Annotated in this window: 13 protein-coding genes and 1 tRNA gene; 5 read left to right on the top strand and 9 right to left on the bottom strand. The window is 71.9% G+C overall.

Features of this window, described 5'->3' with window-relative positions; translation table 11 throughout:
* Positions 1–36: 36 nt before the first annotated feature.
* Complete coding sequence (locus ACF09C_RS00600; protein ID WP_392087055.1) at positions 37–1,155, bottom strand: hypothetical protein; 1,119 nt, start codon at positions 1,153–1,155, stop codon at positions 37–39.
* Between the two features lie 21 nt (positions 1,156–1,176).
* Positions 1,177–2,622: a purine-cytosine permease family protein gene (locus ACF09C_RS00595; RefSeq protein ID WP_392087054.1), complete on the bottom strand. Its 1,446-nt coding sequence runs from the start codon at positions 2,620–2,622 to the stop codon at positions 1,177–1,179.
* 69 nt (positions 2,623–2,691) lie between these two features.
* Here ACF09C_RS00595 and ACF09C_RS00590 point away from each other — a divergent pair, with 69 nt between their 5' ends.
* Both ACF09C_RS00590 and ACF09C_RS00585 read left to right on the top strand, forming a co-directional pair.
* Entirely contained in the window at positions 2,692–3,324 is a 633-nt protein-coding gene (locus tag ACF09C_RS00590) for a TetR/AcrR family transcriptional regulator (protein WP_392087052.1), read from the top strand.
* Between the two features lie 48 nt (positions 3,325–3,372).
* Entirely contained in the window at positions 3,373–5,007 is a 1,635-nt protein-coding gene (locus tag ACF09C_RS00585; RefSeq protein WP_392087050.1) for an amidohydrolase, read from the top strand.
* Positions 5,008–5,034: 27 nt separating this feature from the next.
* Here ACF09C_RS00585 and bla read toward each other — a convergent pair whose 3' ends face one another.
* Positions 5,035–5,958 (bottom strand): class A beta-lactamase, encoded by a 924-nt coding sequence (gene bla, locus ACF09C_RS00580; RefSeq protein WP_392087048.1) that lies wholly within the window; start codon positions 5,956–5,958, stop codon positions 5,035–5,037.
* Between the two features lie 124 nt (positions 5,959–6,082).
* On the opposite strand from bla, the gene ACF09C_RS00575 reads away from it, so the two are divergent.
* Complete coding sequence (locus tag ACF09C_RS00575) at positions 6,083–8,797, top strand: hypothetical protein (RefSeq protein ID WP_392087046.1); 2,715 nt, start codon at positions 6,083–6,085, stop codon at positions 8,795–8,797.
* A gap of 86 nt (positions 8,798–8,883) precedes the next feature.
* On the opposite strand, the gene ACF09C_RS00570 is transcribed toward ACF09C_RS00575, so the two are convergent.
* From ACF09C_RS00570 to ACF09C_RS00555, 4 genes are all read right to left on the bottom strand, one after another.
* Positions 8,884–9,249 carry a hypothetical protein gene (locus ACF09C_RS00570; protein ID WP_392087044.1) on the bottom strand — a complete coding sequence of 122 codons (366 nt, stop codon included), beginning with the start codon at positions 9,247–9,249 and terminating at the stop codon, positions 8,884–8,886.
* Positions 9,250–9,319: 70 nt separating this feature from the next.
* A tRNA-OTHER gene (locus ACF09C_RS00565) sits at positions 9,320–9,393 on the bottom strand.
* 152 nt (positions 9,394–9,545) lie between these two features.
* Positions 9,546–10,181 carry a hypothetical protein gene (locus tag ACF09C_RS00560; protein ID WP_392087041.1) on the bottom strand — a complete coding sequence of 212 codons (636 nt, stop codon included), beginning with the start codon at positions 10,179–10,181 and terminating at the stop codon, positions 9,546–9,548.
* Positions 10,182–10,196: 15 nt separating this feature from the next.
* Positions 10,197–11,057, bottom strand: coding sequence for a hypothetical protein (locus ACF09C_RS00555; protein WP_392087039.1), 861 nt, complete (start codon positions 11,055–11,057; stop codon positions 10,197–10,199).
* Between the two features lie 22 nt (positions 11,058–11,079).
* Here ACF09C_RS00555 and ACF09C_RS00550 point away from each other — a divergent pair, with 22 nt between their 5' ends.
* A complete protein-coding gene (locus ACF09C_RS00550) occupies positions 11,080–12,465 on the top strand; it encodes a hypothetical protein (protein ID WP_392087037.1) in 1,386 nt (461 codons plus the stop codon).
* On the opposite strand, the gene ACF09C_RS00545 is transcribed toward ACF09C_RS00550, so the two are convergent.
* Both ACF09C_RS00545 and ACF09C_RS00540 read right to left on the bottom strand, forming a co-directional pair.
* Positions 12,369–13,226: a DUF817 domain-containing protein gene (locus ACF09C_RS00545; RefSeq protein WP_392087035.1), complete on the bottom strand. Its 858-nt coding sequence runs from the start codon at positions 13,224–13,226 to the stop codon at positions 12,369–12,371. The genes ACF09C_RS00550 and ACF09C_RS00545 overlap by 97 nt on opposite strands.
* Positions 13,227–13,353: 127 nt before the next feature.
* The gene (locus tag ACF09C_RS00540) at positions 13,354–15,414 is read right to left on the bottom strand and encodes a phosphocholine-specific phospholipase C (RefSeq protein ID WP_392087033.1); all 2,061 of its coding nucleotides are present in this window, start codon (positions 15,412–15,414) and stop codon (positions 13,354–13,356) included.
* 282 nt (positions 15,415–15,696) lie between these two features.
* Here ACF09C_RS00540 and ACF09C_RS00535 point away from each other — a divergent pair, with 282 nt between their 5' ends.
* On the top strand, positions 15,697–18,126 hold the full coding sequence (locus tag ACF09C_RS00535; protein ID WP_392087032.1) for a polysaccharide lyase 8 family protein: 2,430 nt from the start codon (positions 15,697–15,699) through the stop codon (positions 18,124–18,126).
* The last annotated feature ends 22 nt before the right edge of the window (positions 18,127–18,148 follow it).

Below are 18,148 nucleotides of genomic sequence, written 5' to 3'. Positions count from 1 at the left end.
GGCTCGCCGTTCGCACAGTCGCGACGTCGGTGGGCCTCACCAGTACATCGGCTCCTCCCACTCGTCGTGCTCGGCCTTCGGCCGATGCGCGCCGTAGAGGCGCGTCACACGCATGCGGACCACCACGTCCCGGCCCGCGACGGCCTCCTTGAAGACCCGCTGCTCCGAATAGCCGTTCAGCCGGGCCGTGATGAGAAGCTCCCGCCCCACATCATCGCCCAGTTCCCGCGAAGGCTCGGAAATCTCGATCTTGCCCTCGGCTGCCGCCCAGGAACCGCCGTAGGGGCCCTCGCGGACGATCCGTACCCAGGGGTTGGCCCGGAGCATCTCCAGCAGGGCGCTCTCGTAGATGGTGGAAACCCCCAGGCGCACGATCCGAGTGGCCGGCTCCCAGTAGTACCGCACCTCCCCGCCGGACAGCCGCTCGCCTTCGAACCGCCCCATCTGCTCCTGCTCGGCCCACGCCCTGAGGTGGCCGTCGTACCCGTAGATGCCGCCACGTCCCGGCCCGCGGAAGGCGTACGACGCCTCCGCGTCGGACATCGGCCCCCCGTTCAGCGCGAAGTCCCGCAGTCTCGCGGCCCGCTCGTCGGCGCTGCGGGAGTCCGCCGCTGCCTTGTCCGACGGTGGTATGCGGTTCAACCAGCCGGCGGTCGTGAGTTTCGGAGGTGCCGATCCCTCGACGGTGATGGTGAGCTGGTGCTGGGGGACGGTCAGGGTGATGTCCTGCCCGGTCTCGCTCGTCCAGGTGGTCGTCGTCCCCTCGGCGATCCGGAACAAGTACTCACCATTGTCGAGCCCTTGGGCGCTGTCGAAGAAGATGCCGTCAGAGGTCCGCACGCCGTCCAGGTTGAAGAAGCCCCTGATGGCAGATCCTCCCGCTCCGGGCACTACCTCGTACCAACTGGTTCTGCGCACCTTGGGCTTCTCGAACCTGTTGTCGATCGGGACGTACTCGTGCTGGCAGCGGTCAAGGCGGGGAACGCCCTCGTCCACGACGTACGTCTTCCGGTACAGCGCGCAGTGCACGAACTTGTGGCCCCCATAGATGGGGACTCGCACCCCGAGGCGCGTTTCCGTCATGTGCACGCCGTCCTCGGACGCGCTCTCCACCCAGTCGGTGTAGATCCACTCGCCGGACATGATGTTCCCCATCTCCACCTCGGACTTGAGTCATCAGCGTAGATCGGGGACCGGAATCCTGGACCGCAGCAGCGCGTAGCAGGCGGACGTGACGGCGATGCCGACGGGCAGGGCGAGGTCGATCCCGCCGAGGGCCGCGGCGATCGGACCGGTGTACAGCGTGTTCACGCACAGCGCCGCCGCGGTGACCCCCGTACCGAGCGCGAGCACGCCCGGTACGCCGACGCCGCCGGAGTACCAGAAGGGGCTGGTGCGGCTCTCGTCCATCAGCGCGGGACCGTCGTAGCGGTTGCGGCGCAGCGCCATGTCGGTGGCGTAGAGGGCGGTGGCCGGCCCGAGGAGGACCACGGTCAACTGCAGGACGTTGCTGACGGTGTCGAGGAAGTTGGACACGAGCAGCGCGTACAGGGTCAGGCCCGAGGCGACCACCCCGTCGACGACGACGCTGAGGGAGCGTCGGATACGGATGCCGACGGCCTGCAGCGCGAGTCCGGCGCTGTACGCGGTCAGGGCGTTGATCGCGATCGTGCCGAGGACGAGCGCGAGCAGGAACACTGGCGTGAACCAGCCGGGCAGGATCTCCTCCAGCGCGGTCTGCGGATCGCTCATGTCGACGGCCGTGGCCGCGAGCGCCCCCAGGGAGCAGACGAGGACGCTCGGCAGGAACCCGCCCAGCGCGGTCCAGCCCATGACCGCGCGGGACGAGGCCGTACGCGGCAGATAGCGCGAGAAGTCGGCGCTGGTGGTGTACGACAGCGGGCCCGCGGCGATCAGCGTGACGCCCGCCAGGAGGGTGGCCCAGAGGTCCGTCCCGGAGAGCCGGCCCTGCGGCGGCGCGTAGCCGAAGTCGGCGTGCAGCAGCACCGCGTACGCCACCACGCCGAAGGCGGCGGTGAGGGCGAGGGTGATCGGCAGGTACAGCTTCACGATCAGGGCGTGCCCGTAGACGCTGATGGTCAGGGTGACCGCGGCGATGAGCAGGACGACGGCGGTCTTGACGACCGTGTTCGTCGGCAGGCCGGTCTTGGCGACCAGGGCGAACGCGGCGGAGGCGGCGGCCGCCAGATTGAGGGCGAAGTAGCAGACCGAGATGGTCCAGCCGGTGACCGCGTTGTTCACCCGGTTGCCCCGGACCCCGTACATGGCCCGGGTGATCACCTCGCTCGGCGCGCCCGCCGCCGGTCCGGACATCGCGAGCACGCCGGTGAGCAGCCAGAACAGATTGCCCACGACGATCACCCCGAGGGCCTGCCAGAGGCTGAGACCCATCAGGACGAGGGCGCCGCCGATGACCAGGCTCAGGTAGTTGACGTTGGCCGCGGCCCACACGGAGAAGAGCTCGCGGGGCCGCCCGTGGCGCTCGGCGTCGGGGATGTGGTCGATGCCGTGGACCTCGACCCGGCCCGCCCGCTCGGTGTCGGGCGGCGCGGTGCGCGCGCCCTCCGCGCCGGGACGGGGGTCGGGGATGGTGGACGCCATGAGGCCCTCCGGATGCGTGTCGTGCCGACCTGCTTGCTTATTGGTCGCACACTCAATAGCATCGCCCGTATGTCGTCAAGCGTCCAGCGCAAACGAATCCGCAAGACTCCCGAGGCCCGCCGCGCGGAGATCGTCGAGAGCGCGGCCCGGGTCGCCCTGCTCGAAGGCCTCGAATGCGTCACCCTCCGGCGGATCGCGGAGGAACTCGACGTCAGACCCGGTCTGATCAGCCACTACTTCCCCTCGGCCGAGGAACTCGTGGCCGAGGCCTTCGCCACCGCCGCCACGGGTGAACTGGACGCGCTGCTGCCCGCCGACCGCCCCGAGGGCACCCCCACGGAGCACCTGGCGCGCTACTTCGCGCTGTCGACGGGCGAGGCGTACGACGACATCAGCCGCCTGTGGATCAACGCGCGTCATCTGAGCCGCTACCGCCCGCTGCTGCGCGAGCGCGTGGCGGAGATGGAGCGCGCATCCGACGACCGCCTGGAGGGCCTGATCCGCGACGGCGTGCAGGCGGGGGAGTTCCGCACGGACGCCCCCCGGACGGCGGCCATCCAGATCCTGGTGGTCCTCGACGGCCTCGGTGCCCACGCCAACACCGACCGGAGCGACCGCCCGGAGGCCGTGACCCGCATGGCCCTCACCACGGCCGAACGCGCACTGGGCCTCCCCGACGGCGCCTTGACGCCGACGGGCTGACGCGGCTTCCCCGCCCCCTCCCTTTCCCCCTCACTTGGAGTTGTTGTCGTGGGTTGTTCCCTGATCATCGTGTCGGCGCGGCTGCTGGACCCGGCCACGGGCGCCCTCCTGCCGCAGTCGGCTCTGGCGGTGTCCGCCGGCCGGATCGTCGCGCTCGGCGACGACCGTGAGATCCGCGACCTGGCGGACCCTTCCACCACGGTCGTGGACGTCAGGGGCGGGGTGATCGTCCCCGGCCTGGTCGACGGTCACATCCATCCCGTGTCGGGCGCCGAACTCACCCAGGGCCTCGACCTCTCCGCCTGCACGGACCTCGCGTCCCTGCGCGAGCTTCTCGCCCGTGCGGTCGGGCGGCTCGACCGGGGGGAATGGCTCTTCGGCTGGGGTCTGGACCCGAACGTGTTCGGTGACCGTCCCGTCGAGGCCGCGGCGCTCGCACCGGTCCTGGACGGCGTACCGGCCCTGCTCCAGCTCTTCGACGCGCATTCGTCGCTGGCCAGCGCCCGCGCGCTGGAACTCGCGGGCATCGACGGCCCGCGGACCTTCGAGCAGGCCGCCGAGATCGTCTGCGACGAGCAGGGCAGGCCGACGGGTCTCCTCCTGGAGGACGCGGCCTGCGCGCTGGTGGAACGCGTCGCGCCGCAGCCCTCGCGCGCCGAGCGTCGCGACCGGCTGGCCGCGGTGCTGCGGGAGATGGCGGCGGCCGGCCTCACCGGCGGCCACGCCATGGACGCCAACGGCGACAGCCTCGCGCTGTACACGGAACTGGAGGCGGCCGGCGACCTGCCGCTGCGCCTGCGCGTCGCGCCGTGGTGCCAGCCGGGCACGGACGAGGACGGCGTGGCCGCCCTGATCGCGCAGCAGGGCACGGGCGGGGACCTGTGGAGCGTCCGGGGCGTGAAGCTGTTCATGGACGGCACGATCGACAACGGCACTGCCTGGCTGGAACACCCGGACCGGCTGGGCGAATCCCTCCACGCCTTCTGGCCCGACCCCGAGGCGTACACGCGCGTGGTGGCCCGGTTGCACGGCGCGGGGGTGCCGACGGCGACGCACGCGATCGGGGACGCGGCCGTGCGGCACGTCCTGGACGCCGTGGAGAAGGCCCGCGCCGAGGGCGGGGGCGCGACCGGGGACCACGTCAGGCACCGCGTCGAGCACATCGAGAGCGTGCCGGACGACACGCTCCGCCGCTTCGCCGCACTCGGCGTGGTGGCCTCGATGCAGCCCACCCACTGCTGCGACTTCACCCGCGCCGACCACACCGACAACTGGTCCCGTCGGCTGGGCGAGGAGCGCGCCTCGCGCGCGTGGCGCTGCCGGGACCTACGCGATTCCGGCGCCACGGTCGTCCTCGGCTCGGACTGGCCGATCGCCTCCTTCCCGCCCCTCGGGGTGATGGCGGGCGCCCGCCACCGCCGCCCGACGCGCGACCTGACCCAGCCCCCGCACGGCCCCGACCAGGCACTCGAAGCGCTGGACGCGCTGCAGGGCATGACCACGGGCCCGGCGTTCGCCGCGGGCCAGGAACACCAGGAGGGCCGGCTCGCCGTCGGGTACCGGGCGGACCTCACGGTCCTCGCCGACAACCCGCTCACGACCCCCGCCACGGCCCTCGCGGACCTGCCGGTCCTCCTCACGGTCCTCGACGGCCGGATCACGCACCGCGCCGAGACGCTCTGATCCCTCTGATCCGCCCGATCCGTCTGGTCACGACAGGGCCCGGGTGACCGCCCTCGCGGTGTCGGCGATCAGCCGGTTGTCGTAGGCGGCGTCGGGACGGTGCCGGTGCGAGAGGACGGCCAGCACGATCGGTGCTCGCCCGGGCGGCCACAGGACGGCGATGTCGTTACGGGCACCGTACGTACTGCCCGCCCCGGACTTGTCGCCCACGACCCACCCGGAGGGCACCCCGGCGCGGACGAGCTCCGCGCCGGTGGTGCTGGTGCGCAGCCACCGCGTCAACTGCGCGCGCTGCGGCGGCCCGAGCGCGTCACCGAGTACGAAGGCCCGCAGGTCGTTCGCCAGGGCCCGGGGCGTGCTGGTGTCCCGAGTGTCCCCGGGAGCCCACCGGTTGAGCTCGGGCTCGCGGCGCACCACACGGGTGACGGTGTCACCCAGTTCCTCGAGCACGGCGTCGAGCGCGGCGGGCCCGCCGAGTTCGTCGAGGAGGAGATTGACGGCCGTGTTGTCCCCGTTCCGCACGGCGGCGTCGCACAGTTGCTCCAAGGTCATCCCGGTGTCGACGTGCCGCTCGGTGACGGGGGACGGCGCGACCAGATCGCTCCGCGCGTACCTGACGACCCGTTCCATGTCCGGGCCGCCGCGCCCGCGCAGCACCGCCCCGGCGGCCAGCGCCTTGAAGGTGGAGGCGTAGGGAAAGCGCACCGCGTCGTTGTACGCGATCTCCCGCCCGCTGCCGGTGTCGAGCGCGTACACCCCCAACCGCGCGCCGTACACCCCTTCCAACTCCCGCAACCGCTCCCGCACATCGACCGCCCCCGAGGCGGGGGCACCGGCCGGTACGGGCGCGCGGCCGGGTTCACCGGCGGCGCACCCGGCCAGCGGCAGGAGCACGAGTGCACCCAGGACGGCGAAGATCCGGAGCGGGGGACGACGCGGGTGAATCGGCATGCGGAAGAGGCTCCCCCAGGAGGGGTGGAAGCACGCGCACATCGGGTGCGTCGGGCGTGTCGGCACCAGAACCGCTCCAACGGCGCCGCCTGCGGTGTCAGTGGGGCGTGGCACGATCGGGGTCATGACCGTCTCGCTGGATGCCCTGCTGCCGACCGCCACCGGTGCGCACGTCTCGACCACGTACGCCGACTGGGCCGACGCGTACGACCCGGACAGGGCCGGTACGGCGCGTGAGCTGGTCGGCGAGATGGGTACGAAACTGGGCCTGTTCCGGAGCAAGCCGGGCCGGTTCGTGGACACCATGGCGGCGCGGGCCCGGAGCCTGCCCCCGGCGCACCTGCCGTGGTTCTGGGACACCGTCGGCCACCGCCTCATCGGCCAGGGCGGCCGGCCCGGCGGCCGGCCCGGCGGCCGGGCCTACGCCGCCGCGCGGGCGGCCGAGGCCGCACACGGTCTTCCGGTGGACGTCGAGTACCGGAAGGCCAACGCCCTGCTGTTCGCCCGCGGCGGCGCCATGCCCGCGAAGGAGTTCGCCGCCCACCAAGGCTTCCTCGCCGAGACCTCGGCCCCCGCCGCCGCCCACGCGGCCCTGGACGAGTTCCTGACCGCCTGGACGGCGTCACCGGCCGACCTTCCTGCCGACCTGGTGCGCCGCGTGAGGGCCTCGGCGAAGGCGGCGGGCCCGGGGGACAAGGAGGCCGCCAGGCTGGTGGGCGAACTCCTCGCCGACACACGGGACAAGGCCGTCCCGGACGCCGTGCTGAAAGGCGCGACGCCCCTGCTGCGCGCCCACCCGCCGACGGACGCGGTCGCGACCGGACTCCTCGGCATGTTCCCCGACGGCGTCACCGACGGCGGGGCGTGGCTGCGGATGCTGATCGCCTCGGGCGCGACGGAGGCGATGGAATCCGGTCGGGTGGTGCCGCAGGGCGGCCTGCGGCACTGGGTCGGGAACTTCGCGCGCATGTACGAGTACGCGGCCCAGAGCGGCGGAGGCGTGGCGCGGCAGCCGCTCCCGGCCGAACTCTGCGACCTGGTCGACCGGCTGGGCCCCCGCCTGCGCGCGGAGGGCGGCGCGCCGCTGACCCTGCACACGACCCGCCACCACTACGAGGGCTTCGACGCGGACGTACTGGACGCCTGCCTGGCCACCGGGGCCGAGGTCATGGACCCCGGCCCCGCCGTCCGGCTGCGCTTCTGGGGCGAGCGGTCCCGACGCGACCTGCGCGCGCTCGCCGCCGACCCGGTGTTCGGCCCGCGACTGGAGGCGACGGTCCACGCCACCCTGCTCCCCGAAGGGTCCCTCCACCGCCGCCGCACGCCCGGAACGGCGGTCACGCTGCTTCCGGGCAACGAGGGCATCGCCCGCCTGGTGGCCGCCAGAGTGGACAAGCTCCTCGCCACGGTCGCGGCCGGCGGGATGGCGGGCGCGGAGGAAGCCCTGGCCGAACTGGAACTCCTCCTGGACGGACCGACGGTGGAGGCCCTGGACGGCGTCGCCGACGCCCTCGCCGGCGCCGGCCCGGCCGGCACGCTGCACCGCTCCCTGACGGCCGGTCTGCCGGAGGAACTGGCCTGGCCCGCGCTGGAAAGGGTCTACGAGGACTTCGCGAAGGAAGCGGCCGAGTCCCCCGTGACAGAGGGCGAAGGACCTCTTCCGGGCGTCTCGGGCGTGACGTCCACGTGGCCGGTCCTGACGGTCTTCGGCCGCCACCGCGCGGTCGCCGTGGCCCCCGACGGTGTCCGGGCCTCCTGCCGCTACACGATCCCGGAGGACGCGACGATGTTCGCGGTGCACTACGCGGGCGGCTCGTTCCTGGTGAGCTGGACGGCGAAGCCGAACCCGTACTACTGCGACACCGCGTTCTGGGCCGACCACCCCGACGACCCCTTCGCCCCCGACGAGGTCGGTGGCCTCGTCCCCTTCGGCGGCAGCCTGGACGGCGCGTACGGCTTCCAGTTCGAGACCGCGGACGGCAGCGGTCGGCACGGCGGTACGGGCATCCTGCGTCCCGGCGGCAGACAGGGCATCGACAGGGACGAACTCCAGCTCGGCGACGGCTCCACGATCTGGACCAACGCGGTCTTCGGCCGGCAGCCGTGGCAGCAGGTCCACCCCCTCACGGGGGAACGCGAGGGCGCGACCCCCCTCCCGGACTTCCTCAGCGCCTCACCCGCGACCGCACCCGACACGGACCTGGACCTGGCCACGGAAGCACTCCAACTGGCCCCGCTCCCCGCCGGCCTGACGGACTCTCCTCTGGGCACGCGCGACGGCCTGGTCGGAACCAGGATCCACGGCCGGCCCGGCCACTACCTCCTGCAGAGCGTGGACGGCCGCACAGCCCGCTTCACGAGCGACCGCCAGGGTCAGCAAGCCTGGGCCCTGTGGGCCCCACCCGGGGCCCCGACGCAGACCGTCGTCCTCGCGGAGGCCCGGACCCCGACGGGCGTACGCGCCTACACCGCCGACGGCACCCTGCTCTGGGAACAGGACGGCCACCGCTCGCCCCGCCACCCCCGAGTCCCTCCCGCCCGGCACGCCACCCTCTCCGGGGGAGTGGCTCTCCCGCCGGCGTTCTGGTATCTCCTCCGCACCCGCGACGGGACCGCCTCCCAGGCGCTCCGCGCGACCACCCGACAGACCGCCGACACCCTCCTCGCCGCGGCCCTGGAATCCCCCCGATCCCTGAGCGCGGCGCTGGCCACCGAGTTCCCCGCCCTCATGGACCCGGTCCTGACGACGGCGGTCACCGCCCTCGCCACCCGCGCGGCCCGAACGGCCAACCGCCTCAAGGCACTTCACCACCGCATCACCTCCCCCGGAGCGGCCTGACCACGGGGCGCGCGGGGGAGCATGCGAGGATCCTCGGGTGGGTAGCGGCCCGCTGTCCGCGCGCGTAAGTGACGAGTCATCGGGAGTTACCGGTGTGGGAAATCTTCGCCGACGTCATGGGCCGCCTGGCCACGGCCGTCCGGGTCGCCGACTGGATACTGCCGCGATGGCGCCGGAGGCGCCATGCCCAGATGATCTCCGCCCTGCGAGGCGGGGAAACGGTCGACATCAGGTGCGCCGCACGGTTCCGCAACTCCGGTGGAGCCCGGCACCGCGCGACCCTGACCTTGCGGGCCGAAGGCGTCTTCCTGTCCACCGCCGACGGCACACTTCAGGAACTGCAGCTCGGCACAGCGGCCACTGATGTGGAGCTCGTGTCCGAACGCGCGATGCTGCTGTGCGACGTCGACGGCCGACGACTGGAGGTTCTGCTGCGCGACGAGGAGGGCCACTTGTTCCGGGCGGTGGCGCTCAGCCTTCGGGACCGTGGCATCCTGACCACGCCCGGACGGGAGGGTGGGACGGGGCCGGCCGGATTCGAACCGGCGTCCTCCCACACGCGGTGAAGGCGCGACGACCGCTGCGCTACGAGCCCCGTCCCGGACGCGATCATACGAGCCGGTCGCCCTCCGGCGCATCCGACTAAGCCGGTACGGCGACGGGGTACTCCGATCGCACTCGTCGCGTCCCACCGGTTCCATGATCCACACCGCGGCAGCGACCGGTAGCGTGTGTTGTTGTGAGCGCATCAGAGGTCGAAGAGTCCGACAGCACGTTCGTGCAGCTGTTGCAGTACGCGGGGCGGGACGCCGCGGCGCAGGTCGCCGAAGCGATCGGAACTCGGGGACGGGCCGGGGCCCTGGGGCAGTGGTGGCGTGTGCTGCCGGAGGGGCTGCGGGACTGGGTCGCCGAGCACGGGGAGAGCGGCGAAGTGGAGGCGCTCCTCCAACACTGGGGCCTGACCCGGCATCAGGCCGCGCTCGTCGCCTCCCGCGGCGACCTCGACCCCGTGCTCGTCGAGGCGGCGGGTTCCGGGCAGGCGGCGGTGGCATCCGGACTGGTCGAGAAGCAGTGGCTTGCGGGGCCCGTCGTACGGTTCGAGGGCTACGGCCCGAACAGAGCGCTGCGGCCGGAGGTGGAACGACGCGTCCAAGCCCGGCTCGGCACCGACGAGCGGGCCTGGGAGCGGGCGTTGCAGCTGCTCGCGAACGGCTTCACGGGCGATTTCCCGGCCTTTCTCGACGCCGCCGTCAGCCACGACACCGGCCTCGATCAGCAGAATGTCCCCGTCGACCCCAAGAAGGAAGTCGCTTGGCTGATCCGGATCGCGCCAGGTGACCTGCCCCGGCGTCTCCTCTCTTGCCTCGCCCCGCGCACCCTCCATCGGATCGCCGACGGGTCACACAAGGTGGAGCTCGCCCAGCCTCTGATCGACACCGGTGACCGCGACGTCTGGCAGAGCATGCTCGGCGGCGACTACCGGCTGAAGCACCGCACCAGTCGCCAAGAAGCCACGATCGAGCGCGCCTTCCTGCTGCGCGACGATCCCGAGATCAACGAGTGGCTGCTCACGGGCCTGCTCGACCAGGCGCGGGACACGGGATACGAACTCGCTCCCGCCATCCGGCTGGCCCTGCTCGAGGGCCGCGCCTTCGGACCCGGCGCCCCGGACCCGCTGCCCCGGACGTCCGCCGTGCACGCCCTCGTCGCCGCCCCGCGCCTCCCTTCGTCGCGCCCGCGCGACGCCGACCTGCTGCGCCTGTGCTTCGACTCTCGCGAACCCGGTCTGGTCGCCCAGGCCTTGCGGGCGTCCGTCGAGAGCGAGGACGCCCTGCTCACGCCGTACCAGCAGCTGACAGCCGGCATACGGATGTGGAAGGCAGGCCGCGCCGACGAGCTCCGCGCGCTGCTGGCCGAACGACCCGGTGGCCTCCGGGACGCGGCAGCGCGCGAGGCGTTCGCGCTCGCGCTGGACCAGGACTCCCCGCGACCGCTGGAGGCCGCCGCGGCGGTACTCCGGGAGCGCGACGACCACTTGGACGAGGCCCTGAACTTCTGGTGCCGGCGTTTTCCGGACGGGCTGCGGTCCTCCCACATGGACCTGATGCACCACGCCGAGCTCGCCGCGGCGAGCCGGGCCATCACCGAGGGCCGCGCGTACCGCGTGGACTGGGACCTCGTCCGCAGTCGACTCGCCGACCCGGAGATGCGCCACCACCGCGAGCGCGCACGCGCACGGTACGGGGTCCTGCTCGCGCACCGCCGACTGCCCGCCGGACGTCGTGACCGCCCTGACCGATCCCGGTCTCAACGAGCTCGACCTGCTGCGCCTGTACGCCGACCGGGACACCGCCCTGGCGACGCTGACCCGGGGACACCTCGCCGCACACAACGGCGAGGGCGCCGCGCTCTGGGAACCCCTGCGCCGGACCTCCCCGCACTCCGGGGGCCGGACGCCCGCGGTGAGCCCCGAGGACGTCCTTCGGTACGCCCGCCCCGTACAGGTAGCCGTCGGCTCCGCGCCGGCCGAGGCCGTCGACCGGTTCGTCCAGGAGCATCTCGCTCCGCTCGTCGCCGAGGATCCCGCGGCCGAGGCGGGACTCTGGCTCGCCCTGCGACGCCTCACCCCCTACTTCTCCGGTCCACTGCCCGCTCTCCTGCGCACCGCCGTCCGGCTGCGCGGGGGCGGCGCGCCGCTCGACGTCGTGCCCGCCGCCGACTTCCTCGCGGGCCCGGACCGGGACACCGCGGCCGACCTCGTCCGCGAGAGGCTGGGTCCGGCCCCCGGACCCTGGATCCACGCCGTACGCCTGCTCGCCACCGGATTCGACGGAACGCTGCCCGAACTCCTCGACTCCGCGCGCACGGTGGAGCCGCACGTCGAACCGGGCGCGGCCACACGCCTCCTCGTGGGGCCGGCCGCGCTGCTCGGTCTCGCTCCCGCTGACGTCGTCGACGCCGTCGTCGCCGGACTCGACCGACCCACCCGAGTCGTGCTCGCCCGGACGAGCGTGAGCGCGGGCACGCTGCGCGCCCTGGTCGCGCTCGGTGATCGAGAGGTGTGGGACGTGCTGCTGACCGCCCCCTTCGTACGGCCTCCGATCGCGAAGCCGGGCACCGAGGCGTTCAGCAACCGGCGCGCCGACGTCCTCGTGCCGGCGATGCTCGCCCAGGACGACCCCTGGCTCAACGCCCGTATGGTCCGCGAGGAGTTCGACTGGCCGTTCAGGGAGAACGCCGCCCTGATCAGCGCAGTCCTGGCCGGGCACCCCTTCGGCCCGCGCGAGGTGCCCGTACCGGTCCTGCCCGGGCTGCGGGCCGACTACGCCGACTGGACCCCCGACTCGGGCACCGAGCTGCCGCGCTGGACCAGGAACCCGCACTTCTACACCTCCGACGAGCCGGTGCTGGCGATGCAGGCCATGATGACCGTGCGCAAGACCAACCGCGTGGACCCGCCGGAGACGTTGATCGGCGTCCGCCAGAGCCTGCTGGCCGCGTCGACGATCGCGCACGCGGGCCGCTTCGACCTGCTGGAGTACGTGGTCAGGCACTGGAACATCCGCTTTCCCTACGGAGGGTGCGGCGAGACACGGGACCTCTTCGCCCGGGCGGTACGGCTGCGTTCCGCCACGGAGATCGACGCGGAGCTCTCGGCGGCCGACTGACCCCGGGTACGCGCGACCAGGACGAACGTGACACTGATCAGGAGGGCCCAGGCGCCGAACTTGGAGAGGGGGACGGGTTGCCAGCCGTCGAGCTGGTGGGGGTAGGCCCAGGCGCCGACGTACGTGGCCGCGTTCTCCGCGACCCAGAGGAAGAACCCGATCAGGGTGAAGGCCAGGGCCAGCGGCATGCGGTAGCGGGAGAGGCCCACCGTGAAATGCACCCAGGTGCCGGCCGTCGCGCCGATGAGCAGCACGGCCAGCGGCACGCGCGCGTCCGGCAGCCAGTGGTGGGTGAAGAAGTTCAGGTACACGGCTGCCGCGAGCACGGCCATCAACCGGGGCCGGTACCCGGACAGCGACAGGTCCATGATCTTCCACGACCGGCAGCAGTAGCTGCCCACGGCGCTGTAGAGGAACCCGCCGTAGAGGGGGACGCCGGCGACCTTGAAGACGGCGTCCTCCGGATAGGTCCACGAGCCCATCTGGACCTTGACGAGCTCGAAGAGCAGGCCCACTAGGTGGCAGCCCAGGATCACGGCGGTGTCCCTGGGGCCGTCCCAGCCCACCTTGCGGGCCAGGACGGTCAGGGCCACGCCGTACAGCAGGAGCAGGTCGTAGCGGGCGACCGGCAGGTCGCCCGGCAGCAGCCGCGAGGCCCCGATCCCGCCGACGAGCACCACGGCGAAGGCGACGGCCCGCACCTGGTTGAGCCCGAAGCGCCAGAACTGGGCGCAGCCGTGGGCGATCCCTTGAAACGTCATGCCCGACCAGACTGCCGACGGGCGACACGCGGTTCCGTGGGCCTCACCACACCAGAGGCCGAACGGGGGAGGCCCGGCCGGGAGCCTCCCCCACTGCGGCTGACGCCCACGTCGTGTCCGGGGGCCGTCAGACGGTTCTGATCGCCGGGTCGGAGACGCCCGGGGCTCCCGTTTCCACGTGGCCGGCGAAGCGGCGGAGGAAGGTGGTGTCCGAGGCGGAGGTGACCGTCACGTCGTACCAGCGGCCCGTGGTGCTCAGGTCGATGGTGCGGGAGACGGTGGCACCGGCGTTGACCGTGACGGTCTGGGCGGTGTTCCCGTAGGCGTTCCTGACCGTGAGGGTGACCGCCGCCGTGCCGGAGTTCGTCAGAGTGAGGGCCAGGTTGCCGGTGGAGGCGACATGGCGGGCCGTGACCTCGGGGCCGGCCTGCTTCGTGGGGCCCTTCCAGGTCCGCAGGAAGCCGTTCGGGCCCCATACGGTGAGGTTGATCTGGTTGCCGGTGGAGGCGCTGGTGCTCCAGGTGTCGGCGAGGGTCTTGCCCGCCTCGACGGTGTACGGCCAGGGGCCGTCGGTGCGGTTGCCCGAGGTGCTGTGGAAGTGGGCGCCGAGGCTGGGGCCGCTGGCGAAGGTGAGCGTGAACTTGCCCGTGGAGAGGGTGCGCGCACCGTCCACGTACGGGCTGTAGCCGAGCGGGCGGGTCGGCTTGGAGCCGGCCTCCTGCTTCGGGAGCGTGCCCGTGGCCGGAGCCACCGGACGGTAGTCCGGGTGGCGGTTCTTGTCCGGCGGGACGTAGCCGGCGGTCGACGGCAGGGCGGCGGGGGTGGCGTCCGCCCGGCTGAAGTCGAAGGCCGAGGTGAGGTCGCCGCAGACCGCGCGGCGCCAGGGGGAGATGTTCGGCTCCTGCACGCCGAAACGCTTCTCCAGGAAGCGGATCACGGAGGTGTGGTCGAAGGTCTCGGAGCAGACGTAACCGCCCTTGCTCCAGGGCGAGACCACGATCATCGGCACCCGCGGGCCGAGGCCGTACGGACCCGCCGTGAACTTGCTGCTGCCGGGGTACAGGTCCTTCGAGACGTCGGCCGTGGACAGGCCCCACGCGGAGGAGGCCGGCGGGTACGGCGGTACGACGTGGTCGAAGAAGCCGTCGTTCTCGTCGTAGGTGATGAGCAGCGCGGTCTTCGCCCACACCGCCGGGTTGGAGGTCAGCGCGTCGAGCACCTGGGAGATGTACCAGGCGCCGAAGTTCACCGGCCAGTTCGGGTGTTCGCTGAACGCCTCGGGCGCGGCGATCCACGACACCTGCGGCAGCGTCCCGTTGGCGACGTCGGCGCGCAGCCGGTCGAAGTACCCGCCGCCCGCCTTGACGTTCGTGCCGGTGCGCGCCTTCTCGTACAGGGCGCTGCCGGGCTGGGCGTTGCGGTAGGTGTTGAAGTACAGCAGGGAGTTGTCACCGTAGTTGCCGCGGAAGGCGTCGTTGATCCAGCCCCAGTGGCCGGCGGCGTCCAGGCCGTCGCCTATGTCCTGGTAGACCTTCCACGAGATGCCCGCGGCCTCCAGGCGCTCCGGGTAGGTCTTCCACCCGTACCCGGCCTCGGCGTTGTCCAGGACCGGTCCGCCGCCCGTGCCGTCGTTGCCGGTGTGACCGGACCACAGGTAGTAGCGGTTCGGGTCCGTGGCGCCGATGAAGGAGCAGTGGTACGCGTCGCAGACGGTGAACGCGTCGGCGAGGGCGTAGTGGAACGGGATGTTGCTCCGGTTCATGTACGACATGGTGACGTCGGTCTTCGCCGGCACCCACTTGTCGTACTTGCCCTTGTTGTACGCCGCCTGGCCGCCGGCCCAGTCGTGGTTGAGGCCCGTCACGAACTGCATGCCCAGGTCGCTGACCTGGGGGTTGAACGGGAGGATGTCCTTCGTCCCGTTGGACTGGTGGAAGACCGACTTGCCGCTGTCCTGGAGGACGGGCCGCGGGTCACCGAAGCCGCGTACGCCCTTCATCGTGCCGAAGTACTGGTCGAAGGACCGGTTCTCCTGCATGAGGACGACGACGTGCTCGATGTCCTGGATCGTGCCCGTGGTGACCTGTGCCGGGATGGCGGCGGCGCGCGCGATGCTCTCGTTGAGCATGCCGGCCGTGGCGGTTCCGCCGGCGATCTGGAGGAATCTGCGGCGGTTGAGTTCCGTCATGGAGTGATGACCTCTGCGGGTGAGGTGGAGCCGATGGGTGGGTGACGAGAAGCTGAAGAGCGCACCAAGGACAGCGCTCTCCGGGGACCGCACGGCGATCCTTGCCCAAAACTTGGCTGTACAACTCGAGAAAACCCGGGCGCGGCAGACCCTAGCGGGGGATCGAAGGAAGGGGAAGAGCGATCGAAACGCTCAACTTCGTCACCACTATGGATCGATTGAGCGCCTGCATGCTAAAACCGGCCAGCCATGACTCGATTCCAGCGTCCCCCTGGAGCCCCCATGACAGCTGTCTGGTCCCGCCGCGGCTTCCTCACCGCCACTGGTGCCGCCCTCGCTCTCGGCTTCGCCGCGAGCCCACCGCTCACGGGAGTGGCGCTGGCCGCCGACGAGTTCAGCACCCTGCGCGCGAAGTGGCGCACGCTGATACTCGGCGAGGGGTTCAGCCCCACCGCCGAACCGTTCAGGACGAAGCTGACCGAGCTCGGCAGCCGCGCCGCCGAACTCCGGGCGACGATGGCGCCGGCCACCGGATCCCTGTGGCCCGACGCGGTGTGGACCGACCCCGAGCCCGACACCGACCAGGAGTCGTTCGGCTACTCGGCGAGAATGAACGAGAACTACTCCCGGCTCCTCACCCTGGCCCAGGCCTACAGCCAGCCGGGAACCGGCCTCACCGGCAACGCCTCCCTGGCGGCGGACATCGTCACCGGCCTCGACCACCTGTACCGCCGGATCTACAACGAGGGCCAGACCCGCTACGGCAACTGGTGGAACTGGCAGATAGGCGCCCCCCAGGCGCTCCTCGACATCTGCGTGCTCCTGCACGACCAACTGACGGCCACCCAGATCGCGAACTACTGCCGTGCCGTCGACCACTTCGTGCCCGACTCGGCCATCGGCAGCTACACCGGCACCAGCACCGGCGCCAACCGCGTCGACCTCTGCCGGGTCGTCGCGCTCCGCGGAGTCGTCGGCGACAACTCCGCCAAGATCACCCTCGCCAGGAACGCCCTCTCGCCCGTCTTCCCGTACGTCACCTCCGGAGACGGGCTCTACACCGACGGCTCCTTCGTCCAGCACACCTCAGTCCCCTACACCGGCACATACGGCGCCGCCTACCTCGGCGGCCTCGGCATGCTCTTCGCCCTCCTCGCGGGCTCCAGCTGGGCGGTCACCGACCCCAACCGGCAGATCGTCCTCGACGCCGTCGAGAACGCCTGGGCGCCGTTCCTCTACAACGGGCTCATCATCGACAACGTCTCCGGGCGCGGAATCAGCCGCGGCATCTCGGCCGGCGACCCGAACCAGATCCAGGCCGACGACCACCTGCGCGGCCACGGCATCCTCTCCTCCATCGTGCTCCTCGGGCAGGGCGCGAGCGCCGCCGAGAACGCCCGCTGGCGCGGTCTGGTCAAGGGCTGGATCCAGCGCGACTACTACAGCCCGCCGCTGAGTAACCCCTCACTCGGCCTGGTGAGCCTCGCCCGGCTGAAGTCCGTGGCCGACGACACCTCCGTCACCGCCCTCGCCGAACCCACCGGGCACCGGCTCTTCCCCTCCATGGCCAGGGCCACCCACCGCCGCCCCGGCTGGGCCGCCTCGATCAGCATGGCCGACAAGCGCACCACGTACTACGAGACCGGCAACGGCGAGAACCTGCGCGGCTGGCACACCGGCTCCGGAATGCTCTACTGGTGGGGCGACACCTATGCCAACGGCCAGTACAGCGACGCCTTCTGGCCCACCGTCGACCCCTACCGCCTGCCCGGGACCACCGCCTCGCGCAAGGTCCTGGCCGACGCGGCGGGCGGCGACTGGGGCGCGTCCAAGCCGGACGTCAACTGGGTCGGCGGCGCCACCGACGGCACGCGCGCCGCGATCGGCCAGTACCTGAAGGGCCTCCAGAGCACCCTGATGGCCAAGAAGTCCTGGTTCTGTCTGGACGACGCGATCGTCTGCCTCGGCGCCGGCATCAAATGCACCGACGGCACCGCCGTCGAATCCGTCGTCGAGAACCGCAACCTCGGCCCCACCGGCACCCACGCCCTCACCGTCAACGGCACCGTGAAGCCCGTCAGCCACCCGTGGTCCGAGACCCTGACCGGCGCGACCTGGGCGCACATCGGCGGCATGGGCGGCTACGTCTTCCCCGGCGGCGCGACCGTCAAGGCCCTGCGCGAGGAGCGCACCGGCCGGTGGAGCGACATCAACCGGGGTATGGCCACCACCGCGCTCACCCGCCGCTACCTGACCCTCTGGGCCGACCACGGCACCAACCCGACCAACGGAACGTACGCCTACGTCCTCATGCCCGGCGCGAGCACCACGCAGACCGCCGCCCGCGCCGTCGACACCGGCTGGGTGCAGGTCCTCGCCAACACCGACAACCAGCAGGTCGTACGGGTGCCCTCGCTCGGCTTCACCGGGGTCAACTTCTGGTTCGGCGGCACCGTCGGGACGCTCACCGCGAGCGCGCCCTGCTGCGTGATGATCACCGAGAAGACCGACGGCACGGCGGTCATCTGCGTCAGTGACCCGATGCGCATGCAGACCGCCCTCACCCTCACCTGGAACCGGGCCGTGACCGCCGTGACGTCCCAGCCGTCGACGGTCACCGGATCGTCCACCGGCTCCTCGCTGACCCTCACGTTCGGCGACCTGAGCGGCACCTTCGGCGCCACCCAGAAGGTCACCGTCGGGCTCGGCTGAGCGGCAAGAGAAGCCGGGCTCA

It is taken from the genome of Streptomyces sp. NPDC014870, from assembly GCF_043081505.1.
Lineage (GTDB): Bacteria > Actinomycetota > Actinomycetes > Streptomycetales > Streptomycetaceae > Streptomyces.
The sequence above is the reverse complement of the archived record's forward strand: the minus strand, read 5'-3'. Positions and strand labels throughout refer to the sequence as shown.

Coding starts and splice junctions, on each gene's coding strand:
- ACF09C_RS00535 (WP_392087032.1), top strand. CDS start 15,697: ATGACAGCTGTCTGGTCCCGCCGCGGCTTCCTCACCGCCACTGGTGCC.
- ACF09C_RS00600 (WP_392087055.1), bottom strand. CDS start 1,155: ATGGGGAACATCATGTCCGGCGAGTGGATCTACACCGACTGGGTGGAG.
- ACF09C_RS00540 (WP_392087033.1), bottom strand. CDS start 15,414: ATGACGGAACTCAACCGCCGCAGATTCCTCCAGATCGCCGGCGGAACC.
- bla (WP_392087048.1), bottom strand. CDS start 5,958: ATGCCGATTCACCCGCGTCGTCCCCCGCTCCGGATCTTCGCCGTCCTG.
- ACF09C_RS00595 (WP_392087054.1), bottom strand. CDS start 2,622: ATGGCGTCCACCATCCCCGACCCCCGTCCCGGCGCGGAGGGCGCGCGC.
- ACF09C_RS00560 (WP_392087041.1), bottom strand. CDS start 10,181: ATGGAGGGTGCGCGGGGCGAGGCAAGAGAGGAGACGCCGGGGCAGGTC.
- ACF09C_RS00575 (WP_392087046.1), top strand. CDS start 6,083: ATGACCGTCTCGCTGGATGCCCTGCTGCCGACCGCCACCGGTGCGCAC.
- ACF09C_RS00545 (WP_392087035.1), bottom strand. CDS start 13,226: ATGACGTTTCAAGGGATCGCCCACGGCTGCGCCCAGTTCTGGCGCTTC.
- ACF09C_RS00590 (WP_392087052.1), top strand. CDS start 2,692: ATGTCGTCAAGCGTCCAGCGCAAACGAATCCGCAAGACTCCCGAGGCC.